Raw genomic sequence first — 23,757 nt, forward strand, 5'->3', positions numbered from 1 at the left:
TCCTACAGGTTGTTGAGTGCGCCCGTGCGCCGCACGGCAGCGAGGTAGGCGAAGATGATCAGAATGGGAATGAGCGCGATCGCGGCCGCGAGCGGCAGGTTGTTCGCGGCCCCCACGTTGGTGTAGACGAGGTTGCCGAGCATCTGGTTGGCTCCGCCGACGATATTCACGGTGATGTAATCGCCGAGGGAGAGCGAGAAGCTGAAGATCGACCCGGCGATGATCGCCGGCCAGATCATCGGCAGCACCACCAGGCGCAGCGTCGCCCAGGTGCCACCGCCGAGATCACCGGATGCCTCCAGCAGCGAATCCGGCACGCGCTCCAGTCCCGCATAGATCGGAAGAATGACGTACGGCAACCACAGGTAGGACAGGGTGATGATCGTTGCCGGCAGGCCGTAACCGGGGCTGTGCCCGCCAAAGGGCGAAACCAGCCATTCGAAGATTCCCCCCTGCGAGAGCACCGATCGCCAGGCGTATGCCTTCACGAGGTAGCTCGCCCAGAGCGGCATCAGAATGGCGATCACGAGAATGCGCTGGGCCCGGGGGCTGGCCACCTTGGCCATGTAGAACGCGATCGGCAGCGCGATCACAATGTCGATGATCGTGACCAGGAGCGCGACGCCGAGGGTGCGCAGCGTCACGGTCTGGTACAGCGAACCGGTGAGCACCGCCGCGATATTGTCGAGGGTCCAGGTCTGCGAAATCTGCCCGGTGAACGAGTCCACCGTCCACAGAGCGGTGATCAGCAGCGCGGCGAGGGCCGCGATGTAGACCAGGCCGAGCCAGAACAGGGGGGCACTCAGCAGCAGCGAAAGTCGCAGTCGTGGGTGCCGGCTGAGAAAGACCGAGCCCCGCCGGGCGACGGTGAGATGGTGCTGGGGCACCACCGCCCGGCGGGTGGGTGGCGCGGGAGCGTCAACCGTCATGATTTTTCCTTCTGTCTGACTCGAGCGGGCGGATTAGCCCTTGATTTCTTGCCAGGCGGTGGTCCAGTCGGAGTAGTCGGTGCACTGTACGTCGGTGCGCCCGTCGAGGCACTGGGCGATCGGTGTCGACCAGTACCAGATCTGCGCCGCGTAGTCGGCGTCGCCGGCGTGGTAGCTCGCGCAGTGATCGGGGTTGACCGTGAACTCGCAGGCTCCGGCGTTGGACGGTGCCTCACCGAAGTACTCGGTGGCTTGCGCGTTGGCTTCGGGGCTCGCGATGTAGTCCAGCCAGGCGTAGGCGCAGTTGGGGCTCTTCGCGCCTGCGGCAATCATCCAGGTGTCCGACCAGCCGGTCGCGCCTTCCTCGGGCAGTACGACCTCGGCCGGGGTACCCTCAGCGAGCGAGTTGCGGATGACCTGCCAGGTGGTACCGACCACGGTGTCGCCGGTTTCGAAGGCCTGCACCTCCTTGAGGTAGTCCGACCAGTATTCGCCCACGTTGATGCGCTGGTTCTTGAACAGTTCAACGGATGCCGCAAGCTGCGTTTCGTCGAGCGCGTACGGGTTCTTAATGCCCAGGTCCGGCTGGTGCGCCATGAGGTAGACCGCGGCATCCGCTATCGAAATCGGCGAATCGTAGGCGGTCACCGCACCCTTGTACTCGGACGACTTGTCGAAGACGACATTCCACGACGTGGGTGCCGGGGTCACGACCTCCGTGTTGTACATGAGCAGGTTGGCACCGTAGCCGTGCGGAATGCCGTAGGAGACACCGTCGACGCTGTTCCAGGACTGCATCTTCAGAAAGTCGAAGATGCCCGCGTAGTTGGGGATGAGGTCGGTGTTGACCGGGGCCACGTCCCGCGCGGCGACGAGCCGCAGGGAGGCATCACCGGAGGCCGCGACGACGTCGTAGTCACCGGTCTTCATGAGGCTGAACGCTTCGTCGGAGGTGCCGTAGGTCTTGCTGGTGACCGTGCAGCCGGTCTTGTCTTCGAAGGCGCTGACCCAGTCGACCGTTGGATCGTTGCTGCCGTCTTCGACATAGCCGGGCCAGGCCAGCAGCGAGACGCTGCCTTCCATCTCGCCGAGCTCGGCCTGAGCCTCGCTCGGCGCAGCGGTGCCGCCGCCCTGGCTGGTACCGCAGGCGGTGAGAAGAAGGGCAACCGACACGATCGCGACGCCGCTGAGGGCGCCAGCGGTGAAGCGGGTACGGGTAGAACTGCGTTTCATGACTTTCTCCATTCGGGATGTGCGGGCAGGGAGGTGCGGTCAGGGGTGGGAGATGAGTCCTGGTGGGGCTAGGGCGACGATGTCGGAGTCGTTCCAGCCGATGGTGACGCGTGCGCCGCGTCCGTTGGTCGCCACGCGGCGCGCATCGTTCTGTTCGAGCACGACGACCCGCGTGCCGGCGTCGAGGTCGACGATGAGTTGGGTGCTGCTGCCGACGTAGATCACCTCGGCGAGAACGCCGGCGGCCGTTCGATCGGCTGAAAGCGGCAGGTTCTCTGTGGTCACGCTGATCTTCTCCGGGCGCACCGAGTGGGTGCCAGCGCGACCGAGAAGCGCCTGCGAGACGGTGTCATCAAAAATGTTGGAAGTGCCCACAAACGCCGCAACGAAGGGTGAGGCCGGGCGCTCGTAGATCTCGGCCGGGGTGCCCAGCTGCTCGATCCGGCCCTCATTGAACACCGCGATGCGGTCGCTGAGCGTCAGGGCTTCCTGCTGGTCATGAGTCACAAAGATGAAGGTGATGCCGAGGTTGCGCTGGAGCTCCTTGAGTTCGACCTGCATCTGCTCGCGCAGCTTGAGGTCGAGTGCGCCGAGCGGTTCGTCGAGCAGCAGCACCTTGGGCTGCACGACGGTGGCCCGGGCCAGGGCCACCCGCTGGCGCTGGCCACCCGAGAGCTGGCTCGGCTTGCGATCGGCGAAACTGCCCAGGCGCACGGTGTCGAGGGCCGCTCGCGCCTGCTCGTGTCTGGCGCGCTTGGCGACGCCGCGCACGCGCAGCCCGTAGGCCACGTTGTCGAGCACGCTCATGTGCGGAAACAGCGCGTAGTCCTGAAACACGGTGTTCACGTCGCGGTCGAACGGGGCCCGGTCGGTGACGTCCTGCCCGAGCAGCGAAATCGTTCCGCTGGTGGGCTGCTCGAAGCCGGCGATCAGGCGCAGAACGGTGGTCTTTCCCGATCCCGACGGGCCGAGCATGGAGAAGAACTCCCCCGGGGCGATGTCCAGGTCGACGCCGTCGACGGCATGGACGCTGCCGAAACTCTTGGTCAGACCGGTCAGACGGATGGCGGGCTGCGCACCGGTCACGAGATCTCCTCACTCATTCGACGACTCCCTGCTCACTCACAGGCTAATCATATGGAGTTAGATGTCATAAATGGGCGCCAGGATGTTACGGTCGTGTCACAACCTGAAATGAGCCGCCGATGCCGCAGTCCATCCGAGCTGGATCGGGAACGCGCGCGGCCATTTTCGCCCCGCTCGACGGCGCCGGCCGGGCTGAGCTGGTGTTGCAGCGACTGACCGATGCGATTGTGTTGGGGGTGCTGCACGACGGCGAACGCCTGCCGAGTGAGGCCGAGCTGGCCCGCCAACTCGGCGTGGCCACGGTCACCGCCCGCGAAGCGCTGCAAATTCTGCGGCGGAACAAACTCGTGCACACAAAGCGCGGCCGCGATGGCGGCAGTTTCGTCACGTTCGCCGGGCGGGGTGCGACCGACCTGCAGGATGAGCGACTGGTGGCCTGGTCCCGGGTGCAGGTACGCGACCTGGGCGTGCATTACTCCGCGATCGCAGGCCTCGCCGCTGAGCTCGCCGCCGACCGGGCCAGCGCGGCCGATATCGAGAACCTCGAGCGCATCCTCGACCGGGCAGATGCCGGCACAGCGGATGCCGCGCGCCGCGGTCAGGGTACGTTTCGTCTCGAGGTGGCCGCGCTCAGCCAATCCCCCCGGCTCGTGCGTGAAGAGCTGCGTCTGCAAGCGGAATTCGGTTCCCTGCTCTGGCTCAGCCTGCGGGATGGGAGCCGCCGGGAACGCTGCAGCGCCGTGCAACGCGAGACGGTCGCGGCACTCGTCGCCGAGGACGGCGCCAGCGCCCGACAGCTCACCGTGACGCAGATCACCGAGTCCATCGAGTGGCTGATCGAGGCGAAATCACTCCTGGAGCAGAAGGGCAGGTCAACGATGACCGACAGCACAGCGACAGTGAACACCACCGCGGTACTGCCCTCTGGCACACCCGCATGACGCCCGAAACGCTCATTCCCAAGCACGATGGGCCGCAGACCGTGGCCGGTCTTGCATCCGTTGCCGCCGTCTTCGACCCGGTCTTCGCTCGGCTGGAACACTGGGCAGATCTGGTGGAACGCTATGCCGCGCGGCCCGACAGTATCGCCGACCGGGCCGACCTGGATCCGCTGATGGAATCGCTGGTGCGCCGGGAGTTCACCGGCTCCGACGGGTGCGTCATCGGAGCCGGTTTTGTTTCCGCGCCGAACTTTCTGGGCTGGCACCTGGCCTGGTGGCTGGGCGGGCCGAACTCGGAGGTGACCGGGCCGGCCACCGGCATCCGTCATCTGGAAACGGTCGAAGACCCTCTCGATGAGAGTTTTCGGGACTACACCGCGCTGGAATGGTGGCGGGTTCCGGAACAGACGGGACGCCGACACATTACCGGCCCCTACGTCGACTACCTGTGCACCGATGAGTACACGCTCACCCTCACGCTTCCGGTGTATCGAGCAGCCGAGCTGATCGGGGTCGTCGGCATCGACCTCTCGGTCGACGAAATCGAACGCGGCCTCGTACCGCGCCTCGGCGCTGACGGCATCTCGGTCACGGTCATCAACTCCAGTGGACGGGTGGTGGTCTCGACCGACACTCACCTCGCGACCGGTGCACTGCTGCGCCTGCCCGGTCTCTCGGAACACCTCAGCGGCCAGTCCGGCGGGGCACCAGGCCTGCCAGCCGGTCACACGTTCCAGTGGTGCGGAGAGACCGGACTGGCCATCGTGGCCGTGCCGGCGCCGCGCTAGCCGATCGAGGTGCCGAAGACCAGCCCGAGCAGGTAGGTGACCGCGGCCGCGCCGAGCCCGATCACAAGCTGCCGCAGGGCCCGCTTCAGCGGCGGACCACCGGAGAGCAGGCCCACGACGGCGCCGGTGGCGAGCAGGGCCACGCCGACCAAGACCGTAGCGACGATGATGGCCGCGTAGCCGCTCATGCCGAACAGGTAGGGCAGCACCGGCAGCAGCGCACCGGATGCGAAGAAGCAGAAGCTCGACAGGGCGGCACCGGTTCCGGTACCGATCGCTTCGTGTTCGTCGAGCTCTCGCGGCTGCTTGGTGACCGCGGTGATCGGTCCGGTCGCCGCGTACGCGGTGGCCAGCACGCCGCGGGCGAACGTCTCGGCCTCCTCCTCAGACATGCCACGGGCCCGGTAGACCAGGGTCAGCTCGTTGGCGGCGAGGTCGAGGTGGGAGAGCACGCTCTTGGCGGGAGCCGCGGGGCTGGATGCCTCGAGCAGTTCCCGCTGGGACCGCACCGAGACGTATTCGCCGGCCCCCATCGACAGCGCCCCGGCCAGTAGCCCGGCAATGCCGGTGAACAGAATGGTCGCGGCCGGAACCCCGGTGGCGCCGATGCCGAGCACGAGGGCGAGGTTGCTGACCAGCCCGTCGTTGACGCCGAACACGGCGGCCCGAAAGGTACCGGACAGGCGTTTGCGGCCGCGGGCAGCGAGGCCGCGCACGACCTCTTCGTGCACGGTTTCGTCGGCGGCCATGGCGCTGGTGGCGTCGGCATCCGCTTGATACGGCGAGCGGCCTTCGGCCCGCTGGGCGAGGGCCAGCACGAACACGGAACCGAACCGACGGGCCAGCAGCCCGAGAAATCGGGTCCGCAGCGCGCCGCGCCGCGGTGAGCCGATGTCGCTGCCGAGCAGCTGCCGCCAGTGATCTTCGTGCCGCCCCTCGGCGTCGGCGAGGGCGAGCAGAATCTGCCGTTCTTCGCCGGCGCGACGGTTGGCGAGGTCGCGGTAGACCGCGGCCTCGGCCTGTTCGTCGGCGAGGTATTGCCGCCACCGACGGATGTCACGGGCCGACGGCGCACGCCCGTCGCGCCCCGGAGCAGTCACGTTCACGCCTCCGGCGCCGCTTCCAGGAAACTCTGCGGAATGCGGGCGGAGTCGTGGGGTCCCGAGCCATCGAGGCCGACGAACGGTTCCTCGAAGGCTACGACCCAGAACTTCTCGCGCTGCACGGTCGGTGCGTAGAGCCCGGAGCCCTCCGACTCCCCCGGCGCGACGATCACGCCGATCGGGTCTTCGACGAGGGAGTCGGGAAAGCGGGTGCGGTCGAGGTGCACCACGACCTGCACGCCCACTCCGAATGCCTGGATTGTCACCGGCTACTCGATTGTGGCGGCGCGTTCGAGCACGAGTTCGCGCACGCGCGCGGCATCCGCTTGCCCGCGCATCGCTTTCATGACCGCGCCGATGACGGCGCCGGCGGCCTGAACCTTGCCATCGCGAATCTTGGCGAGCACGTCGGGCTGGCCGAGCAGGGCGGCGTCGATCGCGGCGATGAGGGCGCCGTCGTCGGAGACCACGGCCAGTCCGCGCCTTTCGACGACCTCCGCCGGGGTTCCTTCGCCGGCGATCACGCCCTCGAGTACCTGGCGGGCCAGGCGGTCGGTGAGGGTTCCGGCTTCGACCAGGGCGATGAGCGCGGCGAGCTGCGCCGGCGTCACGAGCGAGTCGGCGGCGACTCCGGCCACGTTGGCGAGGCGGGCGATTTCGCCGGTCCACCACTTGCGTGCGGACTGAGCGGATGCCCCGGCCGCGACGGTCGCTTCGACAGCGTCGAGCAGGTCGGAGTTGACGACGTCCTGGAACTCCAGGTTCACAAAACCCCAGGCCGCCTGCAAACGCTTACGGCGGGCCGCGGGCGGCTCCGGCAGGGTGAGGCGCAGCTCTTCGACCCATTCGCGCGACGGCGCCATGGGCAGCAGATCGGGCTCGGGGAAGTAGCGGTAATCGTCGGCGTCGCTCTTGGGCCGACCGGCGCTCGTGATACCGGTGTCTTCGTGCCAGTGCCGGGTCTCCTGCGTGATGGTGCCGCCGGCGTGGAGCACGGCCGCCTGACGCTGGATCTCGTAGCGTACGGCACGCTCGACGCTGCGCAGCGAGTTGACGTTCTTGGTCTCGGTGCGGGTGCCGAGCACGTTCGAGCCGCGCGGTCGCAGGGAGACGTTGGCGTCGCAGCGCACGTTGCCCTCTTCCATGCGGGCGTTGGAAACGCCGAGGGCCTTGGCAATCTCGCGAATGGCGGCGACGTAGGTCTTGCCTATCTCGGGGGCGTCGTGCTCGGCGCCCTCGATCATCTGCGTGACGATCTCGACCAGCGGCACGCCGCCGCGGTTGTAGTCGACGAGCGAGTAGTCGGCGCCCTGGATGCGTCCGGTCGCGCCGCCCATGTGGGTGAGCTTGCCGGCGTCGTCTTCCATGTGGGCGCGTTCGATCTCGACGGTGACCAGGCGGCCGCTTTCGAGCTCGATCGTGATCGACCCGTCGTGGCAGATCGGGTCGTCGTACTGGCTGGTCTGAAAGTTCTTTGCGGTGTCGGGGTAGAAGTAGTTCTTGCGGGCGAACCGCGAGTGTTCCGCGATCTCACACCCCAGAGCCAGCCCCAAGCGGATGCTGGATTCCAGCGCCTTCTTATTGACCTGCGGCAGTCCGCCGGGCAGGCCGAGGCAGGTGGGGCAGGTGTTGGTGTTGGCGCCGGAGCCGAACTCGTTGGCGCAGCCGCAGAACATCTTGGTCTTGGTGTTGAGTTCGACGTGCACCTCGAAGCCGAGCACCGGTTCGAACAGTTCGAGTGCCTTGTCGAAGTCCATCAATTCGCTGTTGGCCATCAGACGGCTCCCTCTTCGCTGGCAAACATTTCGGTCGGGGTCAGGGCCGGAGCCTGGCTGAGCATGGTGTGCCCCCAGCTCGATTCGAGCAGCTGCTCGATCGCGGCGCCGACGGTGTAGAGGCGGGCATCCGCTTTGGCGGGGGCCATGATCTGCAGGCCGACCGGCAGGCCGTCTTCGGGCGCCAGGCCGATCGGGATGCTCATACCGGGCACGCCGGCCAGGTTTGCCGGGATGGTCGTCACGTCGTTGATGTACATGGCCATCGGGTCGGCGAGCTTCTCGCCGAATTTGAACGCGGTGGTTGGGGCGCTCGGCGACATCAGAACGTCGACCTGGCTGAATGCGGCGGCGAAGTCACGCTGAATGAGTGTGCGCACCTTCTGCGCGCTGCCGTAGTAGGCGTCGTAGTAACCGGCGCTCAGGGCGTAGGTGCCGAGGATGATACGGCGCTTAACCTCCGGACCGAAACCGGCCTCTCGGGTGGCGCTCATCACGTGCTCGCTGGTGAGCGAACCGCTCTCCGGGTTGACCCGGATGCCAAATCGCACCGAGTCGAAGCGGGCCAGGTTGCTCGACGCTTCGGCCGGAAGAATCAGGTAGTACGCCGCGACGGCGTACTCGAAGTTCGGGGCGGAGACCTCCGTGATCTCGGCGCCCGCGGAGACGAGCAGCGCGAGGGTTTCGTTGAAACGCTGGGTGACACCGGCCTGGAAGCCGTCGCCGGAGAGTTCCTTGATGACGCCGATGCGCACGCCCCTGAGGGCGCCGTCCTTGAGACCGTCGCGTGCGGCGGCCGCCATCGACGGCCAGCCGTCGGTCAGCGAGGTGGAGTCGAGCGGGTCGTGTCCGCCGATGACGTCGTGCAGCAGGGCAGCGTCATAGACCGTGCGAGAGACCGGCCCGACCTGGTCGAGGCTCGAGGCCAGGGCGATCGCGCCGTAGCGGGAGACTCCGCCGTAGGTCGGCTTGACGCCGACCGAACCGGTGACGGCGGCGGGCTGGCGGATGGATCCACCGGTGTCGCTGCCGAGGGCGAGCGGCGCCTGGAACGAGGCGACGGCCGCGGCCGAGCCGCCGCCGGAGCCGCCGGGGATGCGGTCGCGGTCCCAGGGGTTGCGCGTGATCCCGTAGGCGGAGTGTTCGGTGGAGGAGCCCATGGCGAATTCGTCCATGTTGGTCTTGCCGAGCGGAACGAGGCCGGCCGCGCGCAGGCGGGCGACGACGGTCGCGTCGTACGGCGGAACCCAGCCTTCGAGAATTTTCGACCCGGCCGTCGTGGGCATGTCCTGGGTGGCGAGCACATCCTTGATCGCGATTGGAACCCCGGCGAGCGGGTTCAGCGCGTCGCCGGCAGCACGGCGGGCATCGATCTGGGCGGCGGTGGCGAGGGCGGCGTCGCCGGCGACGTGCAGAAAAGCGTGCAGGTCGGTGTCGACGGCCGTGATGTGGTCGAGGTGGGCGCGGGTCGCTTCGACGGCGCTGACCTCCCTGCTGATGAGCAGTTCGCTGAGTGCGGCGGCGGAGAGCTTGGTGAGATAGGTCATGGTTACTCCTCGTCCAGAATGGCGGGCACGCGGAATTTGTCACCGGCACGGTCGGGGGCGCCGGACAGTGCCTGCTCGACCGTCAGCGAGGGCACGACGACGTCGTCACGGTAGACGTTGGTCAGCGGCATCGGATGGCTCGTGGCCGGGGTGTCAGCGGTGGCTACCTCAGAGACCTTGGCGATCGAGTCGACTATCTGCCCGAGGTCGTGGGTGAGATTGGTGATCTCGAGGGGGCTGAGGTCGATCCGGGCAAGGTATGCCAAATGGGCAACCTGCTCGGCCGTGATTTCAGACATGGAACTCCAAACACTTGTGATCGATGAGTCAATTCTATTCGAACCCCACCGACCCCCCTTTGCGCGCCTCAGGCGAGCGGAGCGTCTGGCACGGGCGCAGCCGGCAACCCGGCCGGGCCCTCGGTCACCAGGATGCGAAACTGTTCCGCGTCGATGATGCGCAGACCCAGTGCCTCAGCCTTGCCGAGCTTGGAGCCGGCGCCGGGACCTGCAGCAACGAAGTCGGTGTTCTTGGATACGCTCGAGGCGCTCTTGCCTCCGGCGGCGATGATCGCCTCCTGGGCACCCTCCCGGGTGAAGCCTTCGAGCGACCCGGTAGCCACGACGGTGAGCCCGGCGAGCACTCCCCCGGCGGCCTCGGCCGCTCCCGGACCGGGATGCCCCGGCGTGGCGAACTGCACGCCGGCCGCAGCCCACTGCGTCACGATATCAACGTGCCAGTCCACCAGAAACCAGGCCAGCACCGCATCGGCGATGATGCCGCCGACACCGTCCACCTCGGCGAGTTCCTCACGGGTGGCCTCACGAATGGCGTCAAGACTGCCGAAGTGGTTGGCCAGTGCTCGCGCGGCAACCGGTCCGACGTGACGGATGTTCAGGCTCACCAGGATTCGCCACAGCGGTTTGGTCTTCGCCTTGTCGATCTCAGCGAGTAGTTTGAGCGCACTCGAGGAGGGCTGCAGGTCGGTCAGGCCGGCCTTCTTCTCGGCGGGAGTCGGATTGCGTGAAAACGGCGTGCGGATTTTCGCCACCCCGTCGTCGTCTTCCTTGGGCAAGCCGGTCTCGGCGTCGCGCACGATCACCTGGATCGGCAACAGATCGACCAGCTCGAGGTCGAACAGGCCGGCCTCGGTGGGCAGCGGCGGGTCGGTCGGCACGGTCGGCTGGGTGAGCGCGGATGCGGCAACCTCGCCGAGAACCTCGATGTCGAGGCCGCCGCGGCTGCCGATGTGCTCGACCCGGCCGCGTACCTGGGCGGGGCAGCTGCGCGCGTTCGGGCAGCGCAAATCGATGTCGCCCTCCTTCGCCGGGGCAAGGGGAGTGCCGCATTCCGGGCAGTCCAGCGGCATGACAAATTCGCGTTCGGTACCGTCGCGCAGTTCCACGACGGGGCCGAGCACCTCGGGAATCACGTCGCCGGCCTTGCGCAGCACGATCATGTCGCCGATCAGCACGCCCTTGGCCTTCACGACGTCCTGGTTGTGCAGGGTGGCCTGGCGCACCTCGCTGCCGGCCACGAGCACCTTCTCCATCACGGCGAAGGGGGTGGCCCGGCCGGTGCGGCCGACGCTGACCACGATGTCGAGCAGTTTCGTGTTGACCTGTTCCGGCGGGTACTTGTAGGCGATCGCCCAGCGTGGGGCCCGATTGGTGGCGCCGAGTTCGGCGTGCAGGGCCAGTTCATCGATCTTGATGACGATACCGTCGAGTTCGTGCACCACGCTGCCGCGATGGGCTCCGTAGTACTCGATGAACTCGGCGGCCTCGGCAACCGTCTCAACCACCCTGAAGTAGCTGCTGGTCGGCAGTCCCCACCCATCGAGCAGGCCGTAGACCTCGGATTGCGTGCTGACGGGAGGGTTCTCCCAGGCGCCGATGCCGTGCACGAGCATGCGCAGCCGCCCCAGACGGGCTTTCATGAGACGGAGTTGGTCGGCGTTCTTGCCGGCCGCCTTCTGCCGCAGCGACCCGGCCGCCGCGTTGCGGGCGTTCGCGAACACCCGCTCGCCGGCTGAGGCCTGTGCCGCGTTCAGCTCGTCGAACGCGGCGGTGGGAAAGAAGACTTCACCGCGCACCTCCATCAACGACGGATGCCCGGTGCCCGCCAGTCGAGACGGGATCCCGGGCACGAGGTCGATGTTCTCGGTGACGTCTTCGCCGACCACCCCGTCACCGCGGGTGGCCGCGGAGACAAGCACGCCATCGGCGTAGCGCAGATTGATGGCGAGGCCGTCGATCTTGAGCTCGCACAGGTAATGCACCGCGCGGCCGGAGTTCTCCGCGGCCTTGCTGGCCCAGGCGTCGAATTCTTCGATGGAGAAGACGTTGTCGAGGCTGAGCATCCGTTCGGCGTGGGTGACCGGGTCGAACAGTGTGGTTTCGGCGCGGCCGCCGACGGTCTGCGTGGGACTATCTTGGCTCTGCAGCTCGGGATGCAGGCGTTCGAGCTCAGCCAGGCGCAACACGAGCTGGTCGTAGTCGGCGTCGGAGATGACGACCGTGTCCTGCCCGTAATAGGCGTCCCGGGCGGCAAGCACGCGGGTGGTGATGTCGGCGGCCTCGGCGGCCGCAACGCTGAGCGCGTCGGGGGTAGTAGCTTCGACGGACTCAGGCATTGACCGGGACGGGGCTGGCCGAAGCGGTGCTTGATGAATTGATCGGTACGGCACTGACGGTGCGGTCGATGGTGCACTGGCCGAGGACCCGGGTGCCGACGTAGACGACGGCGGTCTGCCCGGGGGCGACGCCATTGAGCGGTTCGTTCGGAATGATGCGTAGTTCGACGGTGCCGTCGATCCCCGTCACGGCGGTGGTCGAGACAATCTGGGCGACCGCGGGAACAGGGTCGGCGTGGGCGCGAATCTGCACGTGACAGGCGAATTCCACCTCGGGATGAACGGGCGCGAGCCCGGCCCAGGTGTACTTGTTGCCGGCGATCTCCTTGATGGCCAGCGCCTCCTTCGGACCGACGACGACCGTGTTGGTGACCGGGCGCACCTCGAGCACGAAGCGCGGCTTGCCGTCGGCGGCCGGGGTGCCGATGGAGAGGCCCTTGCGCTGGCCGACCGTGAACGCGACAGCGCCGTCGTGCTGGCCGAGGGTATTGCCCTCCCGGTCGAGGATATCGCCGGTAACCGGGGCGACGCGTTCACCGAGCCAGCCCTTGGTGTCGCCGTCGGGAATGAAGCAGATGTCGTAGGAGTCCGGCTTGTTCGCCACGGAGAAGCCACGTTCGGCCGCTTCTTTGCGCACCTCGGCCTTGGTCGGCGTGGCGCCGAGCGGGAACATTGAATGGTTGATCTGATCTGCGGTGAGCACCCCGAGCACGTAGGACTGGTCTTTCGCCCAGGCGGCCGCGCGGTGCAGTTCGTTGTTGCCATCGGCATCCGTTAGGATGCTCGCGTAGTGGCCGGTGCAGACGGCGTCGAAGCCGAGGGCAATGGCCTTCTCGAGCAGGGCGGCGAACTTGATCTTCTCGTTGCAGCGCATGCACGGGTTCGGCGTGCGGCCGGCGGCGTATTCGGCGATGAAGTCATCAACGACGTCGAGCTTGAACCGTTCGGAGAAGTCCCAGACGTAGTAGGGAATGCCCATGATGTTGGCGGCCCGCTGGGCATCCATCGAGTCTTCGACGGTGCAGCAGCCGCGACTGCCGGTGCGCAGCGTGCCCGGCATTCGGCTCAGAGCGAGATGCACGCCGACCACCTCGTGCCCCGCTTCGACCGCACGCGCGGCTGCGACGGCGGAATCAACACCGCCACTCATTGCTGCTAAAACCTTCACCCAACGAGTGTACGCGGAGTGCCGGTTTGAGCCAACGTCAGCGCCCGGGCACCCGATCGGCCATGCCGGCCCGGAGCGCCTGGGCGTGGGCGGCGGGCAGCGCCGCGAGAAGTGCGTCGACGTCGGCGTCCGTGGACGTGTGGCCGAGGGTGATCCGCAGGGCTCCGCGGGAGTCGATCTCGCTGCGCCCCATCGCCCGCAACACGTGCGATGGTTCCGGCACCCCGGCCTGGCAGGCTGATCCGGTCGACACGGACACCCCGGCGGCGTCGAGCAGAAACAGCAGCGAGTCGCCCTCGCAGCCGGCGAAGCTGAAGTGCGCGTTTCCCGGCAGACGACTGGTGGGGTCGCCGTTCAGCACGGCATCGGGTGCGACCCGCGCCACGCCGGCGATCACCCGGTCGCGCAGGGCGGCCAGGCGCGCGGTCTCGCCGCCGGCAGCCGCAGACAGCTCAGCCGACAGAGCGGATGCCGCCACCGCGAACGAGACCGCCGCCGCGACATCCTGCGTGCCGCTGCGCACCTTGCGCTGCTGGCCACCGCCGTGAATGAGGGGTTCGACGGTGGTCGCGCGGCCGAGCACGAGAGCGCCGATACCGACCGGTCCGCCGACTTTGTGCGCCGAGACGCTCAGCGCGGAAACACCGACGGCAGCCAGAGTGCGAAAGTCCACCGGAATGTAGCCGTAGGCGGCGACGGCGTCGACGTGCACCGGAATGCCGTGCGCAGCGGCGAGCGCCGCCACCTCGGCGACGGGTTCGATGGTGCCGACCTCATTGTTGGCCATGATCACGCTGACCAGCGCAACATCGAGCGGGTCCCGGGCAATGGCCGCCCTGAAAGCGGCCAGATCGATGCGGCCCTGGTCATCGAGCGGAATCCACTCGATCACGGCACCGTCATGCTGGGCGAGCCATTCCACCGTGTCGAGCGTGGCATGGTGTTCGCCGCCCGGTACGAGAATGCGCTGGCGCGGCGCGCGCGCCCAATACAGACCCTTGATGCCGAGGTTGATCGCCTCGGTGCCGCTGCCGGTGAAGACCACCTCGATCGGGTCGCAGCCGAGGCTGGTAGCCACGATTTCGCGCGACTCTTCGAGCATCCGCTTGGCATTCTGCCCCTGGCTGTGCACCGAAGCGGGGTTACCGACGACACCCATCGCTTCGGCATAGGCGGCAATAGCGGCGGGGAGCATGGGCGTGGTCGCCGCATGGTCCAAATAGACAACCATGCACCTATTTTACGCCCCCAAATTTGCGGTCGAGCGGATGCCGGTGGTCGTCAGCTTCCCGCACACTGATTACTCTTGAACCCATGAGTTCCACCGATCCCCTGCGCAACCTCGGTGTACGACTAACCAGCGCCGGCGGCGAACTACGGGTGTGGGCCGAACACGCCGACGCCATGGATCTGTGTCTGTTCGACGACACCGACCCGAACTGGATCGTCAAGAGCGTACCGATGACCAGGGACGCGCACGGCGTCTGGTCCGGCAAATCGCGCACACTGGCACCCGGGCGCCGCTACGGTATCCGCGTCTCCGGCCCGGCCAGCCCGAAGAACTCGTTCCACCCGGAGAAAACCCTGATCGAGCCCTATTCTCGCGGTCTGGTACGGGTGGGTGCCGGGCTCTGGCAGTCCTCGGTGGTCGACGACTACTTCGACTGGAACGGTGCCACGAAACCGGCAATCGCCCTCGATCACACCGTGATGTACGAGGTGCATGTGCGCGGCGTCAGCCGGCTCAACCCGCTGGTGCCGGCCGCCCTGCGCGGTACCTATGCCGGGCTCGCGCACGAATCGACCATCGCCTACCTGAAGGATCTCGGCGTGACCGCCGTCGAGTTGCTGCCGGTGCAGGCGTTCGTGTCGGAGCAACGCCTCATCAAACAGGGCCTGAGCAACTACTGGGGTTACAACACCCTCAACTTCTTTTCGCCGCATGCCGACTACGCCACCCAGGCAGCGCAGTCGGCCGGGCCGGCGGCTGTTTTGCGCGAGTTCAAGGGCATGGTCAAGCTGCTGCACGAGGCGGGCCTCGAGGTCATCCTCGACGTGGTCTACAACCACACCGCAGAGGAGGGTCGCAACGGCCCGGTCACAAGCCTGCGCGGTATCGACAACGCGGCCTACTACCGCCAGGACGATTCCGGCGCGTACATCGACGTGACCGGGTGCGGCAACACGGTCAACTTCAGCCACGACGTGCCGAAGCGCCTCGTGCTCGACTCGCTGCGCTACTGGGCGAACGAGGTGCAGATCGACGGGTTCCGCTTCGACCTGGCCGCCACGCTCGGCCGGGACGCCGGCGTGGTCTACGACCCGCAGCATCCGCTGCTCACCGAGATTCGCGACGACCCGGAATTGGCCGGTGTCAAACTCATCGCCGAGCCATGGGACGTGGGCCAGGGCGGGTGGCAGACCGGTAATTTTCCGCCCGGGTGGACCGAGTGGAACGACCGCTACCGCGACCGCATGCGCGACTTCTGGCTCTCTGACATGAAGAGTCTGCGCCTGACCGGCTCGGCCGGCAGCGGCATCGGACGTTTTGCGACCCGCGTCGCCGGGTCGTCGAACACCTTCTCTGAGGCTCGCGGCCCGCTCGCTTCGCTCAACTTCATCACCGCGCACGACGGGTTCACCCTCGCCGATCTCACCGCCTACGACACGAAGCACAACCTCGGCAATGGCGAGTCGAACCGTGACGGTACCGACAACAACAGCTCCTATAACCACGGCGTCGAGGGGCCGACCCGCGACGTGGCCATTCTGGCTACCCGGCGGAAGGCCATGCGCAACCTACTCGGCACCCTGCTGCTCTCGGCCGGCATTCCAATGCTCACCGCCGGCGACGAGTTCGGACGCAGCCAGCGCGGCAACAACAACGCCTACTGCCAGGACAGCGAGCTGACCTGGCTCAACTGGGACTTCGACGACTGGCAGCAGGACCTGCACCGGGTCACCCGCCGCCTGTTGCAGCTGCGCCGGGAGAACCCGGCCCTGCGACCGGTGCACTTCGGGCGGTTCGGTGAGACGACGCCGAGCGCGAGCCAGCTCGACTGGTACAACATAGCCGGAGAGGCGCTCACCGGGGAGGCCTGGAACTCGCCGACCGAGCGCACCCTGCAGTACATGGCAGCGTCCACCCCCGAGCACGAAGCCTTCAACCGTATTTTGCTCGTGGTGAACGCCCGCGAGCAGGACGAGACGGTCACCCTGCCCACTCACGAGGGAGTGGATGCCTACACACTGCTCTGGGATTCCGGTCACGACGACCTGCGCGACTCGGTGATCGAGCACGCGCCCGGTACTCCCCTGTTCGTGTCCGGTGCGTCGATGCAGCTGATGCGGGCGCACGGCGCGTTCGTTCCGCGCCGCGCGCCGCGCGCCTGACCGGCTAGTTCGCGACGGCGACCAGACCCATTTCCGCCGGACTGATCAGCAGGTCATTGCGGGGAACGACTCGTACGGTATATCCAAAGGCTCCGGCCCGGTCGAGTTCAACCGTTCCGGTGAACAGGGTGGCGCCGCCGGCCGATGCTTCCTCCAGCGGTGCCGGTTCGAGCGCCTGAATGGCCACGTCGCGCAGCTCGTCGGTGCCCAGGCTCTTGCCGTAGACGACCTCGACAGTCACGTCCTCTGCCGCCAGTCCACCGAGTTGCACGTGTGCGCGCAGGTGCAGGTCGTCGCCCACTTCGGGCACCGACGAGACGCCGCCCGATTCCACGTGGGTGACCGCGACCTGCGGCCACGCCGACACGATCCGGCCCTTCCACGCGGCCAGTTCGCGGGCCGCTCGGTAGTTGTTGGCCGACATCAGCGCTTCGTAGTGCCCGGCCGGGCGATACAGCCGCTGCACGTACTCACTGACCATACGGTCAGCGGACAGTGCCGGCGAGAGGGTGGCGAGGGTGTGCCGAATATTCGAGACCCATCGTTCGGGCACATCGTCGGTGTTGCGTTCGTAGAACGTCGGGGCGACCTGATGCTCGATCAGGTCGTAGAGCGCTTCGGCTTCGAGCCGGTCGCGTTCAGCGGAGTCGCCGGCCGAGTCGGCAGACGGAATCGCCCAGCCGTTCTTGCCGTCGTAGTATTCGGGCCACCAGCCATCGAGGATCGACAGGTTGAGTGCACCGTTGAGGGCAGCCTTCATGCCGCTCGTGCCGCAGGCCTCGAGCGGGCGGAGCGGATTGTTGAGCCAGACATCCGTTCCCGGATACATTAGCTGGGCCATAGCGATGTTGTAGTCGGGCAGAAAGGCGATGCGCGTCCGCAGGGCGGGGTCGGCCGCGAACTGCACGATCTTCTGGATCAGGCGTTTGCCCTCTTCGTCGGCGGGGTGCGATTTGCCGGCGATGACGATCTGAATCGGATGCTCCGCGTGCAGCAGCAGGGCGCGCAGCCGTTCGGGGTCGTGCAGCATCAGGGTGAGGCGCTTGTAGGTGGGGACGCGGCGCGCGAACCCGATGGTCAGCACGTTCGGGTCGAAGACACGATTGATCCAGGTCGGAGCAATTCCGCCGGGGTTCTGGTCGCGCCAGGCGTTCAGCAGGCGGCGGCGGGCATCCTCGACGAATTGCAGGCGCATCTGCCCGCGCACCGACCACAGGTCCTGATCGGAGACATCCCCCGAGGCCCAGTTGGCCGTTGAGGTGTCGCTCGTGCCGAGCTTGGCGTGGGCGAGGCTCTTCAGCGCCGGGTCGGTCCAACTCTGCGCGTGCACACCATTCGTGATCGACGTGATCGGAACATCCGCTGAATCAAAACCGGGCCACAGGCCGTTGAACATGCGACGGCTGACCTCGCCGTGCAGGGTCGAGACGCCGTTGGCGTGCTGGCCGAGCCGCAGGCCCATGATGGCCATGTTGAACACCTCGGAGGAACCGCCGGCGTAGCTCTCGGCGCCGAGGGCGAGCAGGTCTTCCACGTCGACGCCGGGCAGCAGGTCGGTCCCGAAATAGCGTCGCACGAGCGACCGCTCGAAGCGGTCGATGCCGGCGGCGACCGGGGTGTGGGTGGTGAAGACGGTACCGGCGCGGGCCACCTGCAGGGTTTCCTGAAAGCTGAGGCCCTCGCCGATCAGGCTGGAGATGCGTTCGAGGCCGAGGAAACCGGCGTGACCCTCGTTGGTGTGGAACACCTCCGGTTCGGGCAGTCCGTGCAGCGAGCTCCACAGCTTCACCGCGCGAGCACCGCCGATGCCCAGCAGCAGTTCCTGCAGCAGGCGGTGTTCGCCGCCGCCGCCATACAGGCGGTCGGTGACCAGTCGCAGGTCGTCGGCGTTCTCGGGGATGTCGGCGTCGAGCAGCAGCAGGCGCACCCGGCCCACTTTGGCCTGCCAGACCCTGGCATGCAGGGTGCGGTCGTCGGGCAGCGCCAGGGACACCTGCACGGCGGAGCCGTCGGCCCGGCGCAGCACGGCGAGCGGGAGTCCGTCGGGGTCGAGCAGCGGGTAGCTTTCCATCTGCCAACCGTCGGGAGAGATGGCCTGGCTGAAGTAGCCGGCGCGATAGAACAGGCCGACGCCGACCAAAGGCAGCCCGAGGTCGGACGCACTCTTCAGGTGGTCACCGGCGAGAATGCCGAGGCCCCCCGAGTACTGCGGCAGGGCAGCGGCGATGCCGAACTCCGGTGAGAAGTAGGCGATGGCGGCCGGCTTCTCGCCCTCGAGCCCCTGGTACCAGCGTGGCTGCTCGAGATAGTCGCGCAACCCGTCACGAGTGGCGTTGACCTCGGCAACGTAGTCGTGATCCTGCGCGAGATCGTCGAGGCGACGCGGGTCGACGGCGCCGAGCAGCGCGACCGGGTCGGTGCCGATCTCGCGCCAGAGCTCGGGGGCAATGTGCTCGAATAATTGCCGCGTGGGCTCATGCCACGACCAGCGGAGATTGCCGGCAAGCTCCTCCAGAGCCGCGAGAGGCTCGGGGAGAACGGCACGGACGGTAAATTTACGGATGGCCTTCACGAGGTCAACCTTAGGGGTGCCACGTGTCGAACACGTAACAGCCAAATTCACCGCGTGCGCGCCAAGAGGGCAGAACGCGGAAGCCATTGCCACGCTTTCGCGCTACGGTCGTGGTGTGGCCAAGACAGCAGCAAAAAAAACGATCCTGCCGACACTATCGAGCAGCGCCCCCGCAAGCGCGTCTGCGGGCGCGGCCGCGGGGAGCCGCGCCGCGGCATCCGTTGGTCGAATCCCCGTTCTCGACCTGTCTCCCCAGCTGAACGACAACCTCTGGCCGGCCCGCGCCTTCGTGGGCGAAGTGGTGCCGTTCGGCGCGACCGCTTTTCGTGAGGGACACGACCTCATCGGAGTCGACCTGCAGCTGACGGCGCCCGACGGGAGCACCACGCGGCATCCGATGGCGTTGCAGGCCGACGGCACCGACCGCTACGGCACCGAGGCCCAACTCGGCGCTGCCGGCCACTGGACCTATCGGGTGCGCGCGTACGCCGACGACTTCGCCACCTGGGAACACAATGCCGCGATCAAGATACCGGCCGGCATCGACGTTGAACTCATGTTCACCATTGGCGGCGCACTTCTCACCCAGGCCGGCGTCGACACAGCCCGCCCTCTCGCCGCCCGCCGCCTGTTTCAGGCGGCCGCGAAGACCCTCGCCGACACCGGCAAGCCGGCGACCGAACGTTTTCTCGCCGTAGCGGATGCCGCCCTCCTGCAGGCCATCGCGGCCCACCCCCTCGCCGGGCTGGCCTCGCTCTCAGCCGAACGCACGATCATCGTCGAACGGGCCAGGGCCGGGGTCGGCTCCTGGTACGAATTCTTTCCACGGTCGGAGGGCGCCGTGCGGCGCGCCGACGGCAGCTGGAAGAGCGGAACCTTCCGCACCGCGGCCAAGCGCCTGCCCGCCGTGGCCGCCATGGGTTTCGACGTGCTCTACCTGCCGCCGATCCACCCGATCGGGCAGTCCTGGCGCAAGGGGCCGAATAATTCGCTCACTGTTGCTCCCGGCGACCCGGGCTCGCCCTGGGCGATCGGCTCGACAGACGGCGGACACGACGCCATCCACCCAGACCTCGGCACGGTGGCCGACTTCACGTTCTTTCTGAAGAAAGCCGCCTCCCTCGGCATCGAGGTCGCCCTCGACTTTGCGCTGCAGGCCTCCCCCGACCATCCCTGGGTCACGGAGCACCCGGAGTGGTTCACGACTCTGCCCGACGGCAGCATCGCCTACGCCGAAAACCCGCCGAAAAAATACCAAGACATCTACCCGATCAATTTCGACAACGATCCGGCCGGCATCCGCGCCGAGGCGCTGCGCCTGCTGCGCTACTGGATCAGTCTGGGCGTGCGCATCTTTCGGGTGGATAACCCGCACACCAAGCCGCTCGACTTCTGGGAATGGCTGCTCGCCGAGGTCAACCAGGCCGACCCCGACGTGGTGTTTCTGGCCGAAGCGTTCACTCGCCCTGCCCTCATGCAGGCGCTCGGCAAGGTCGGCTTCCAGCAGTCGTACACCTATTTCACTTGGCGCAACACAAAGACTGAGCTCGAGGAGTTCTTCGACGGCCTCGCCACCGACACCCCCGACTTTCTGCGCCCGAACCTGTTCGTGAACACCCCCGATATTCTCACCGAATACCTGCAATTTGGCGGGCCGGCCGCCTTCAAGATTCGAGCGGCACTGGCCGCGACGGCGGCGCCGAGCTGGGGGGTCTACGCCGGTTTCGATCTGTTCGAGAACGTCGCCAGGCCGGGTGCCGAAGAAAGCATCGACAACGAGAAGTACGAGTACCGGCCGCGTGACTGGAGCAAGGCCGAGGAGCTCGGCAAGTCTCTCGCGCCGTACCTCACGCTGCTGAATCGCATCCGCTCCGAGCATCCGGCGCTCGGCCAGCTGCGCAACCTCGACATCCACTCGAGCGACGACGATTCGATCCTCGTCTACAGCAAGTACCTCGACGCGGCGTTCACCGGCACCGGCCAAGCGGATGCCCTCCTCATCGTCGCCAACGTCGACCCGCACTCTGTGCGCCAGACCGTGGTGCACCTCGACGTGACCCGGTTCGGCATTGCCCGCGGCGACACCTTCGACGTGCACGACCTCGTGTCGGGCGCCACCTGGACCTGGTCTGCCGATAACTTCGTGCGGCTCGATGCTTTCACCGAACCGGTGCACATTCTGCATGTCACTCCTCACGATCCTGGCCGGGACCGCGGATGAGCGACGACAAGAAGAAACACAAGAAGAAGAAGAAGTCCACGGACAAGAAGGGTCAGGGAAAGAAAATCGACGCTAAGAAGGCTCAGTCCCCGAAGACACCGTCTGCAAAAGCTCCGTCCGTGACGGCATCGTCTGTGAAAAAGCATGTCGCCCCGCCCGAGCCGGCTGCGATCGACGATCAGGTTCTGGAGGCCGTCGCCGCCGGCACCTACTACAACCCCCACGAAATTCTCGGCCAGCACCTTGCCCATCAGACTGGTGTCTCCGACCCGCTCGTGATCATTCGCGCCCTGCGCCCGCTCGCGACCGAGGTCTTCGCCATTCTCGCCAACGGCTCCCACGTGGAGCTGGCGCACCTCGCGCACGGCATCTGGCAGGGTGAGAGCACGCTCGGACTCAGCGATTACACGATCGAGGCCCGCTACGAGAGCGCCCCGGCTTGGATCTGCGATGACCCGTACCGATTCATCCCGACCCTCGGCGAGCTGGACCTGCACCTCATCGGTGAAGGTCGCCACGAGCGCCTCTGGGACGTTCTGGGTGCCCACCACCGTCAGCACCAGGGCGTCACGGCGTCATCGACCGGCACGTCGTTCGCGGTGTGGGCGCCGCACGCCCGCGCTGCCCGGGTGATCGGGGATTTCAACGGCTGGAACGGCGTGACCCACGCCATGCGCAATATGGGAAGCACCGGCGTCTGGGAGTTGTTCATTCCGGGCCTCGAGCTCGGCACCAACTACAAGTTCCAGCTGCTCGCGCAGTCCGGCGCCTGGGTGGAGAAAGCCGACCCGATGGCCCGTCTCGCCGAGGTACCGCCGCAGACCGCATCGGTCGTCACCGAGTCCCACTACGACTGGGCGGATGACGCCTGGCTCGCCAACCGCGCAGCCAACGACCCGCACAACCAGGCCATGAGTGTCTACGAGATGCACGTCGGCTCCTGGCGCCCCGGCCTCGGGTACCGCGACCTGGCCGATGAGCTCGTCGGTTACCTGCATGAGCTGAGTTTCACGCACGTGGAATTCATGCCGCTGGCGGAGCATCCGTTTGGCGGTTCCTGGGGCTACCAGGTCAGCGGCTACTACGCACCGACCAGCCGGTTCGGCTCCCCCGACGACCTGCGCTACCTGATCGACCGGCTGCACCAGGCCGGCATCGGCGTGATCATGGACTGGGTGCCCGGTCACTTTCCCAAGGATGACTTCGCACTGGCCCGGTTCGACGGCCAGGCCCTGTACGAGCACCCGGACCCGCGTCGCGGTGAGCAGCTGGACTGGGGAACCTACATCTTCGACTTCGGCCAGATGCAGGTGCGCAACTTCCTCGTGGCCAACGCGCTGTACTGGCTCGAAGAATTCCACATCGACGCCCTGCGCGTCGACGCCGTCGCGTCCATGCTCTACCTCGACTACTCGCGCGAGGACGGCCAGTGGGAGCCGAACCAGTACGGCGGCAACGAGAACCTCGAAGCGATCAGCCTGCTGCAGGAGATCACCGCGACGGCGTACAAGCGCAATCCGGGCACGATCATGATCGCCGAGGAATCCACCAACTGGGGCGGAGTGACGGCACCGACCAGCGGTGGCGGGCTCGGTTTCGGGTTCAAATGGAACATGGGCTGGATGCACGACTCGCTCGAGTACATGCAGGTCGACCCGATGTACCGCTCGTACCATCACAATGACATCACGTTCTCGTTCATCTACGCCTTCAGCGAGAACTTCCTACTGCCGATCAGCCACGACGAGGTTGTGCACGGCAAGGGCGCCCTGGTCTCCAAGATGCCCGGTGACTCCTGGCAGCAACTCGCCAACGTTCGCGCCTACCTCGCGTTCATGTGGTCGCACCCCGGCAAGCAGCTTCTGTTCATGGGCAGCGAGTTCGGTCAGCGTTCGGAGTGGAGCGAGGAACGCGGACTGGACTGGTGGATGCTCGACCAGCCGGCACACCGCGGCCTGTTCAACCTGGTCGGCCAACTCAACCGGGTCTACCGCGACAACGCGAGCCTGTGGAGCCGGGACAACGACCCGGGCGGCTTCGAGCTGCTCGACGGCGGCGCTGCCAGCCAGAACGTCGTGTCGTTTCTGCGCTGGGACAACCACGGCGTCCCGGTCGCCTGCTTCTTCAACTTCGCCGGGGCGCCGCACACCGACTACCGGGTCGGCCTTCCGTTCGCCGGGCAGTGGGAGGAAATCCTCAACACGGATGCCGGCGACTTCGGCGGCTCCGGTGTGGGAAATCAGGGCAGCGTGGAGGCGTATAACGAGCCCTGGGCCGGTCGGCCGGCCTCGGCGACCCTGACCCTGCCGCCTCTGGCCGGTCTCTGGTTGCGCCTCCGCCGCTAAACCTGCTGCGCGAGAGCGCAA

Annotated in this window: 17 protein-coding genes; 5 read left to right on the top strand and 12 right to left on the bottom strand. The window is 66.9% G+C overall.

The window, feature by feature from the left end; translation table 11 throughout:
* Positions 1-2: 2 nt before the first annotated feature.
* Genes QMF22_RS14290 through QMF22_RS14300 form a run of 3 tightly spaced genes read right to left on the bottom strand, consistent with a single transcriptional unit; the run spans position 3 to position 3,248 of the window.
* Positions 3-929 carry an ABC transporter permease gene (locus tag QMF22_RS14290; RefSeq protein ID WP_283454763.1) on the bottom strand — a complete coding sequence of 309 codons (927 nt, stop codon included), beginning with the start codon at positions 927-929 and terminating at the stop codon, positions 3-5.
* Positions 930-962: 33 nt separating this feature from the next.
* Entirely contained in the window at positions 963-2,162 is a 1,200-nt protein-coding gene (locus tag QMF22_RS14295) for an ABC transporter substrate-binding protein (protein WP_283454765.1), read from the bottom strand.
* A gap of 39 nt (positions 2,163-2,201) precedes the next feature.
* Entirely contained in the window at positions 2,202-3,248 is a 1,047-nt protein-coding gene (locus QMF22_RS14300; RefSeq protein WP_283454767.1) for an ABC transporter ATP-binding protein, read from the bottom strand.
* A 119-nt stretch (positions 3,249-3,367) separates the two neighbouring features.
* Between QMF22_RS14300 and QMF22_RS14305 the strand changes: the two genes are divergently transcribed.
* Entirely contained in the window at positions 3,368-4,189 is an 822-nt protein-coding gene (locus tag QMF22_RS14305) for a FadR/GntR family transcriptional regulator (protein ID WP_283454769.1), read from the top strand.
* Complete coding sequence (locus QMF22_RS14310) at positions 4,186-4,977, top strand: cache domain-containing protein (RefSeq protein WP_283454771.1); 792 nt, start codon at positions 4,186-4,188, stop codon at positions 4,975-4,977. The genes QMF22_RS14305 and QMF22_RS14310 overlap by 4 nt, the downstream gene beginning before the upstream one ends.
* Here QMF22_RS14310 and QMF22_RS14315 read toward each other — a convergent pair.
* From QMF22_RS14315 to QMF22_RS14350, 8 genes are all read right to left on the bottom strand, one after another.
* Positions 4,974-6,077, bottom strand: coding sequence for a VIT1/CCC1 transporter family protein (locus QMF22_RS14315; RefSeq protein WP_283454774.1), 1,104 nt, complete (start codon positions 6,075-6,077; stop codon positions 4,974-4,976). The two genes, QMF22_RS14310 and QMF22_RS14315, sit on opposite strands and share 4 nt — an antisense overlap.
* 2 nt (positions 6,078-6,079) lie before the next feature.
* Complete coding sequence (locus QMF22_RS14320) at positions 6,080-6,346, bottom strand: hypothetical protein (protein ID WP_283454775.1); 267 nt, start codon at positions 6,344-6,346, stop codon at positions 6,080-6,082.
* 3 nt (positions 6,347-6,349) lie between these two features.
* The gene (gatB, locus tag QMF22_RS14325; protein WP_283454777.1) at positions 6,350-7,855 is read right to left on the bottom strand and encodes an Asp-tRNA(Asn)/Glu-tRNA(Gln) amidotransferase subunit GatB; all 1,506 of its coding nucleotides are present in this window, start codon (positions 7,853-7,855) and stop codon (positions 6,350-6,352) included.
* A complete protein-coding gene (gene gatA / locus QMF22_RS14330; RefSeq protein ID WP_283454779.1) occupies positions 7,855-9,402 on the bottom strand; it encodes an Asp-tRNA(Asn)/Glu-tRNA(Gln) amidotransferase subunit GatA in 1,548 nt (515 codons plus the stop codon). The genes gatB and gatA overlap by 1 nt, the downstream gene beginning before the upstream one ends.
* 2 nt (positions 9,403-9,404) lie before the next feature.
* Positions 9,405-9,701: an Asp-tRNA(Asn)/Glu-tRNA(Gln) amidotransferase subunit GatC gene (gene gatC / locus QMF22_RS14335; protein WP_283454781.1), complete on the bottom strand. Its 297-nt coding sequence runs from the start codon at positions 9,699-9,701 to the stop codon at positions 9,405-9,407.
* Between the two features lie 68 nt (positions 9,702-9,769).
* Positions 9,770-12,037, bottom strand: a complete 2,268-nt coding sequence (gene ligA, locus QMF22_RS14340) for an NAD-dependent DNA ligase LigA (protein ID WP_283454783.1) — start codon at positions 12,035-12,037, stop codon at positions 9,770-9,772.
* A complete protein-coding gene (gene mnmA / locus QMF22_RS14345; RefSeq protein WP_283454784.1) occupies positions 12,030-13,205 on the bottom strand; it encodes a tRNA 2-thiouridine(34) synthase MnmA in 1,176 nt (391 codons plus the stop codon). The genes ligA and mnmA overlap by 8 nt, the downstream gene beginning before the upstream one ends.
* Positions 13,206-13,242: 37 nt before the next feature.
* Positions 13,243-14,436 (bottom strand): cysteine desulfurase family protein, encoded by a 1,194-nt coding sequence (locus QMF22_RS14350; protein ID WP_283454786.1) that lies wholly within the window; start codon positions 14,434-14,436, stop codon positions 13,243-13,245.
* 83 nt (positions 14,437-14,519) lie between these two features.
* Between QMF22_RS14350 and glgX the strand changes: the two genes are divergently transcribed.
* Positions 14,520-16,598 (top strand): glycogen debranching protein GlgX, encoded by a 2,079-nt coding sequence (gene glgX / locus QMF22_RS14355; RefSeq protein ID WP_283454788.1) that lies wholly within the window; start codon positions 14,520-14,522, stop codon positions 16,596-16,598.
* Between the two features lie 4 nt (positions 16,599-16,602).
* Here the strand turns inward: glgX and glgP are convergent, their stop codons facing one another.
* The gene (glgP, locus tag QMF22_RS14360) at positions 16,603-19,170 is read right to left on the bottom strand and encodes an alpha-glucan family phosphorylase (RefSeq protein WP_283454790.1); all 2,568 of its coding nucleotides are present in this window, start codon (positions 19,168-19,170) and stop codon (positions 16,603-16,605) included.
* A gap of 115 nt (positions 19,171-19,285) precedes the next feature.
* On the opposite strand from glgP, the gene QMF22_RS14365 reads away from it, so the two are divergent.
* The gene (locus tag QMF22_RS14365) at positions 19,286-21,391 is read left to right on the top strand and encodes an alpha-1,4-glucan--maltose-1-phosphate maltosyltransferase (RefSeq protein WP_502846965.1); all 2,106 of its coding nucleotides are present in this window, start codon (positions 19,286-19,288) and stop codon (positions 21,389-21,391) included.
* On the top strand, positions 21,388-23,736 hold the full coding sequence (glgB, locus tag QMF22_RS14370) for a 1,4-alpha-glucan branching protein GlgB (protein ID WP_283454792.1): 2,349 nt from the start codon (positions 21,388-21,390) through the stop codon (positions 23,734-23,736). The genes QMF22_RS14365 and glgB overlap by 4 nt, the downstream gene beginning before the upstream one ends.
* Positions 23,737-23,757 lie beyond the last annotated feature (21 nt).

The organism is Cryobacterium sp. PH31-L1 (genome assembly GCF_030063145.1).
Taxonomy (GTDB): Bacteria; Actinomycetota; Actinomycetes; order Actinomycetales; family Microbacteriaceae; genus Cryobacterium.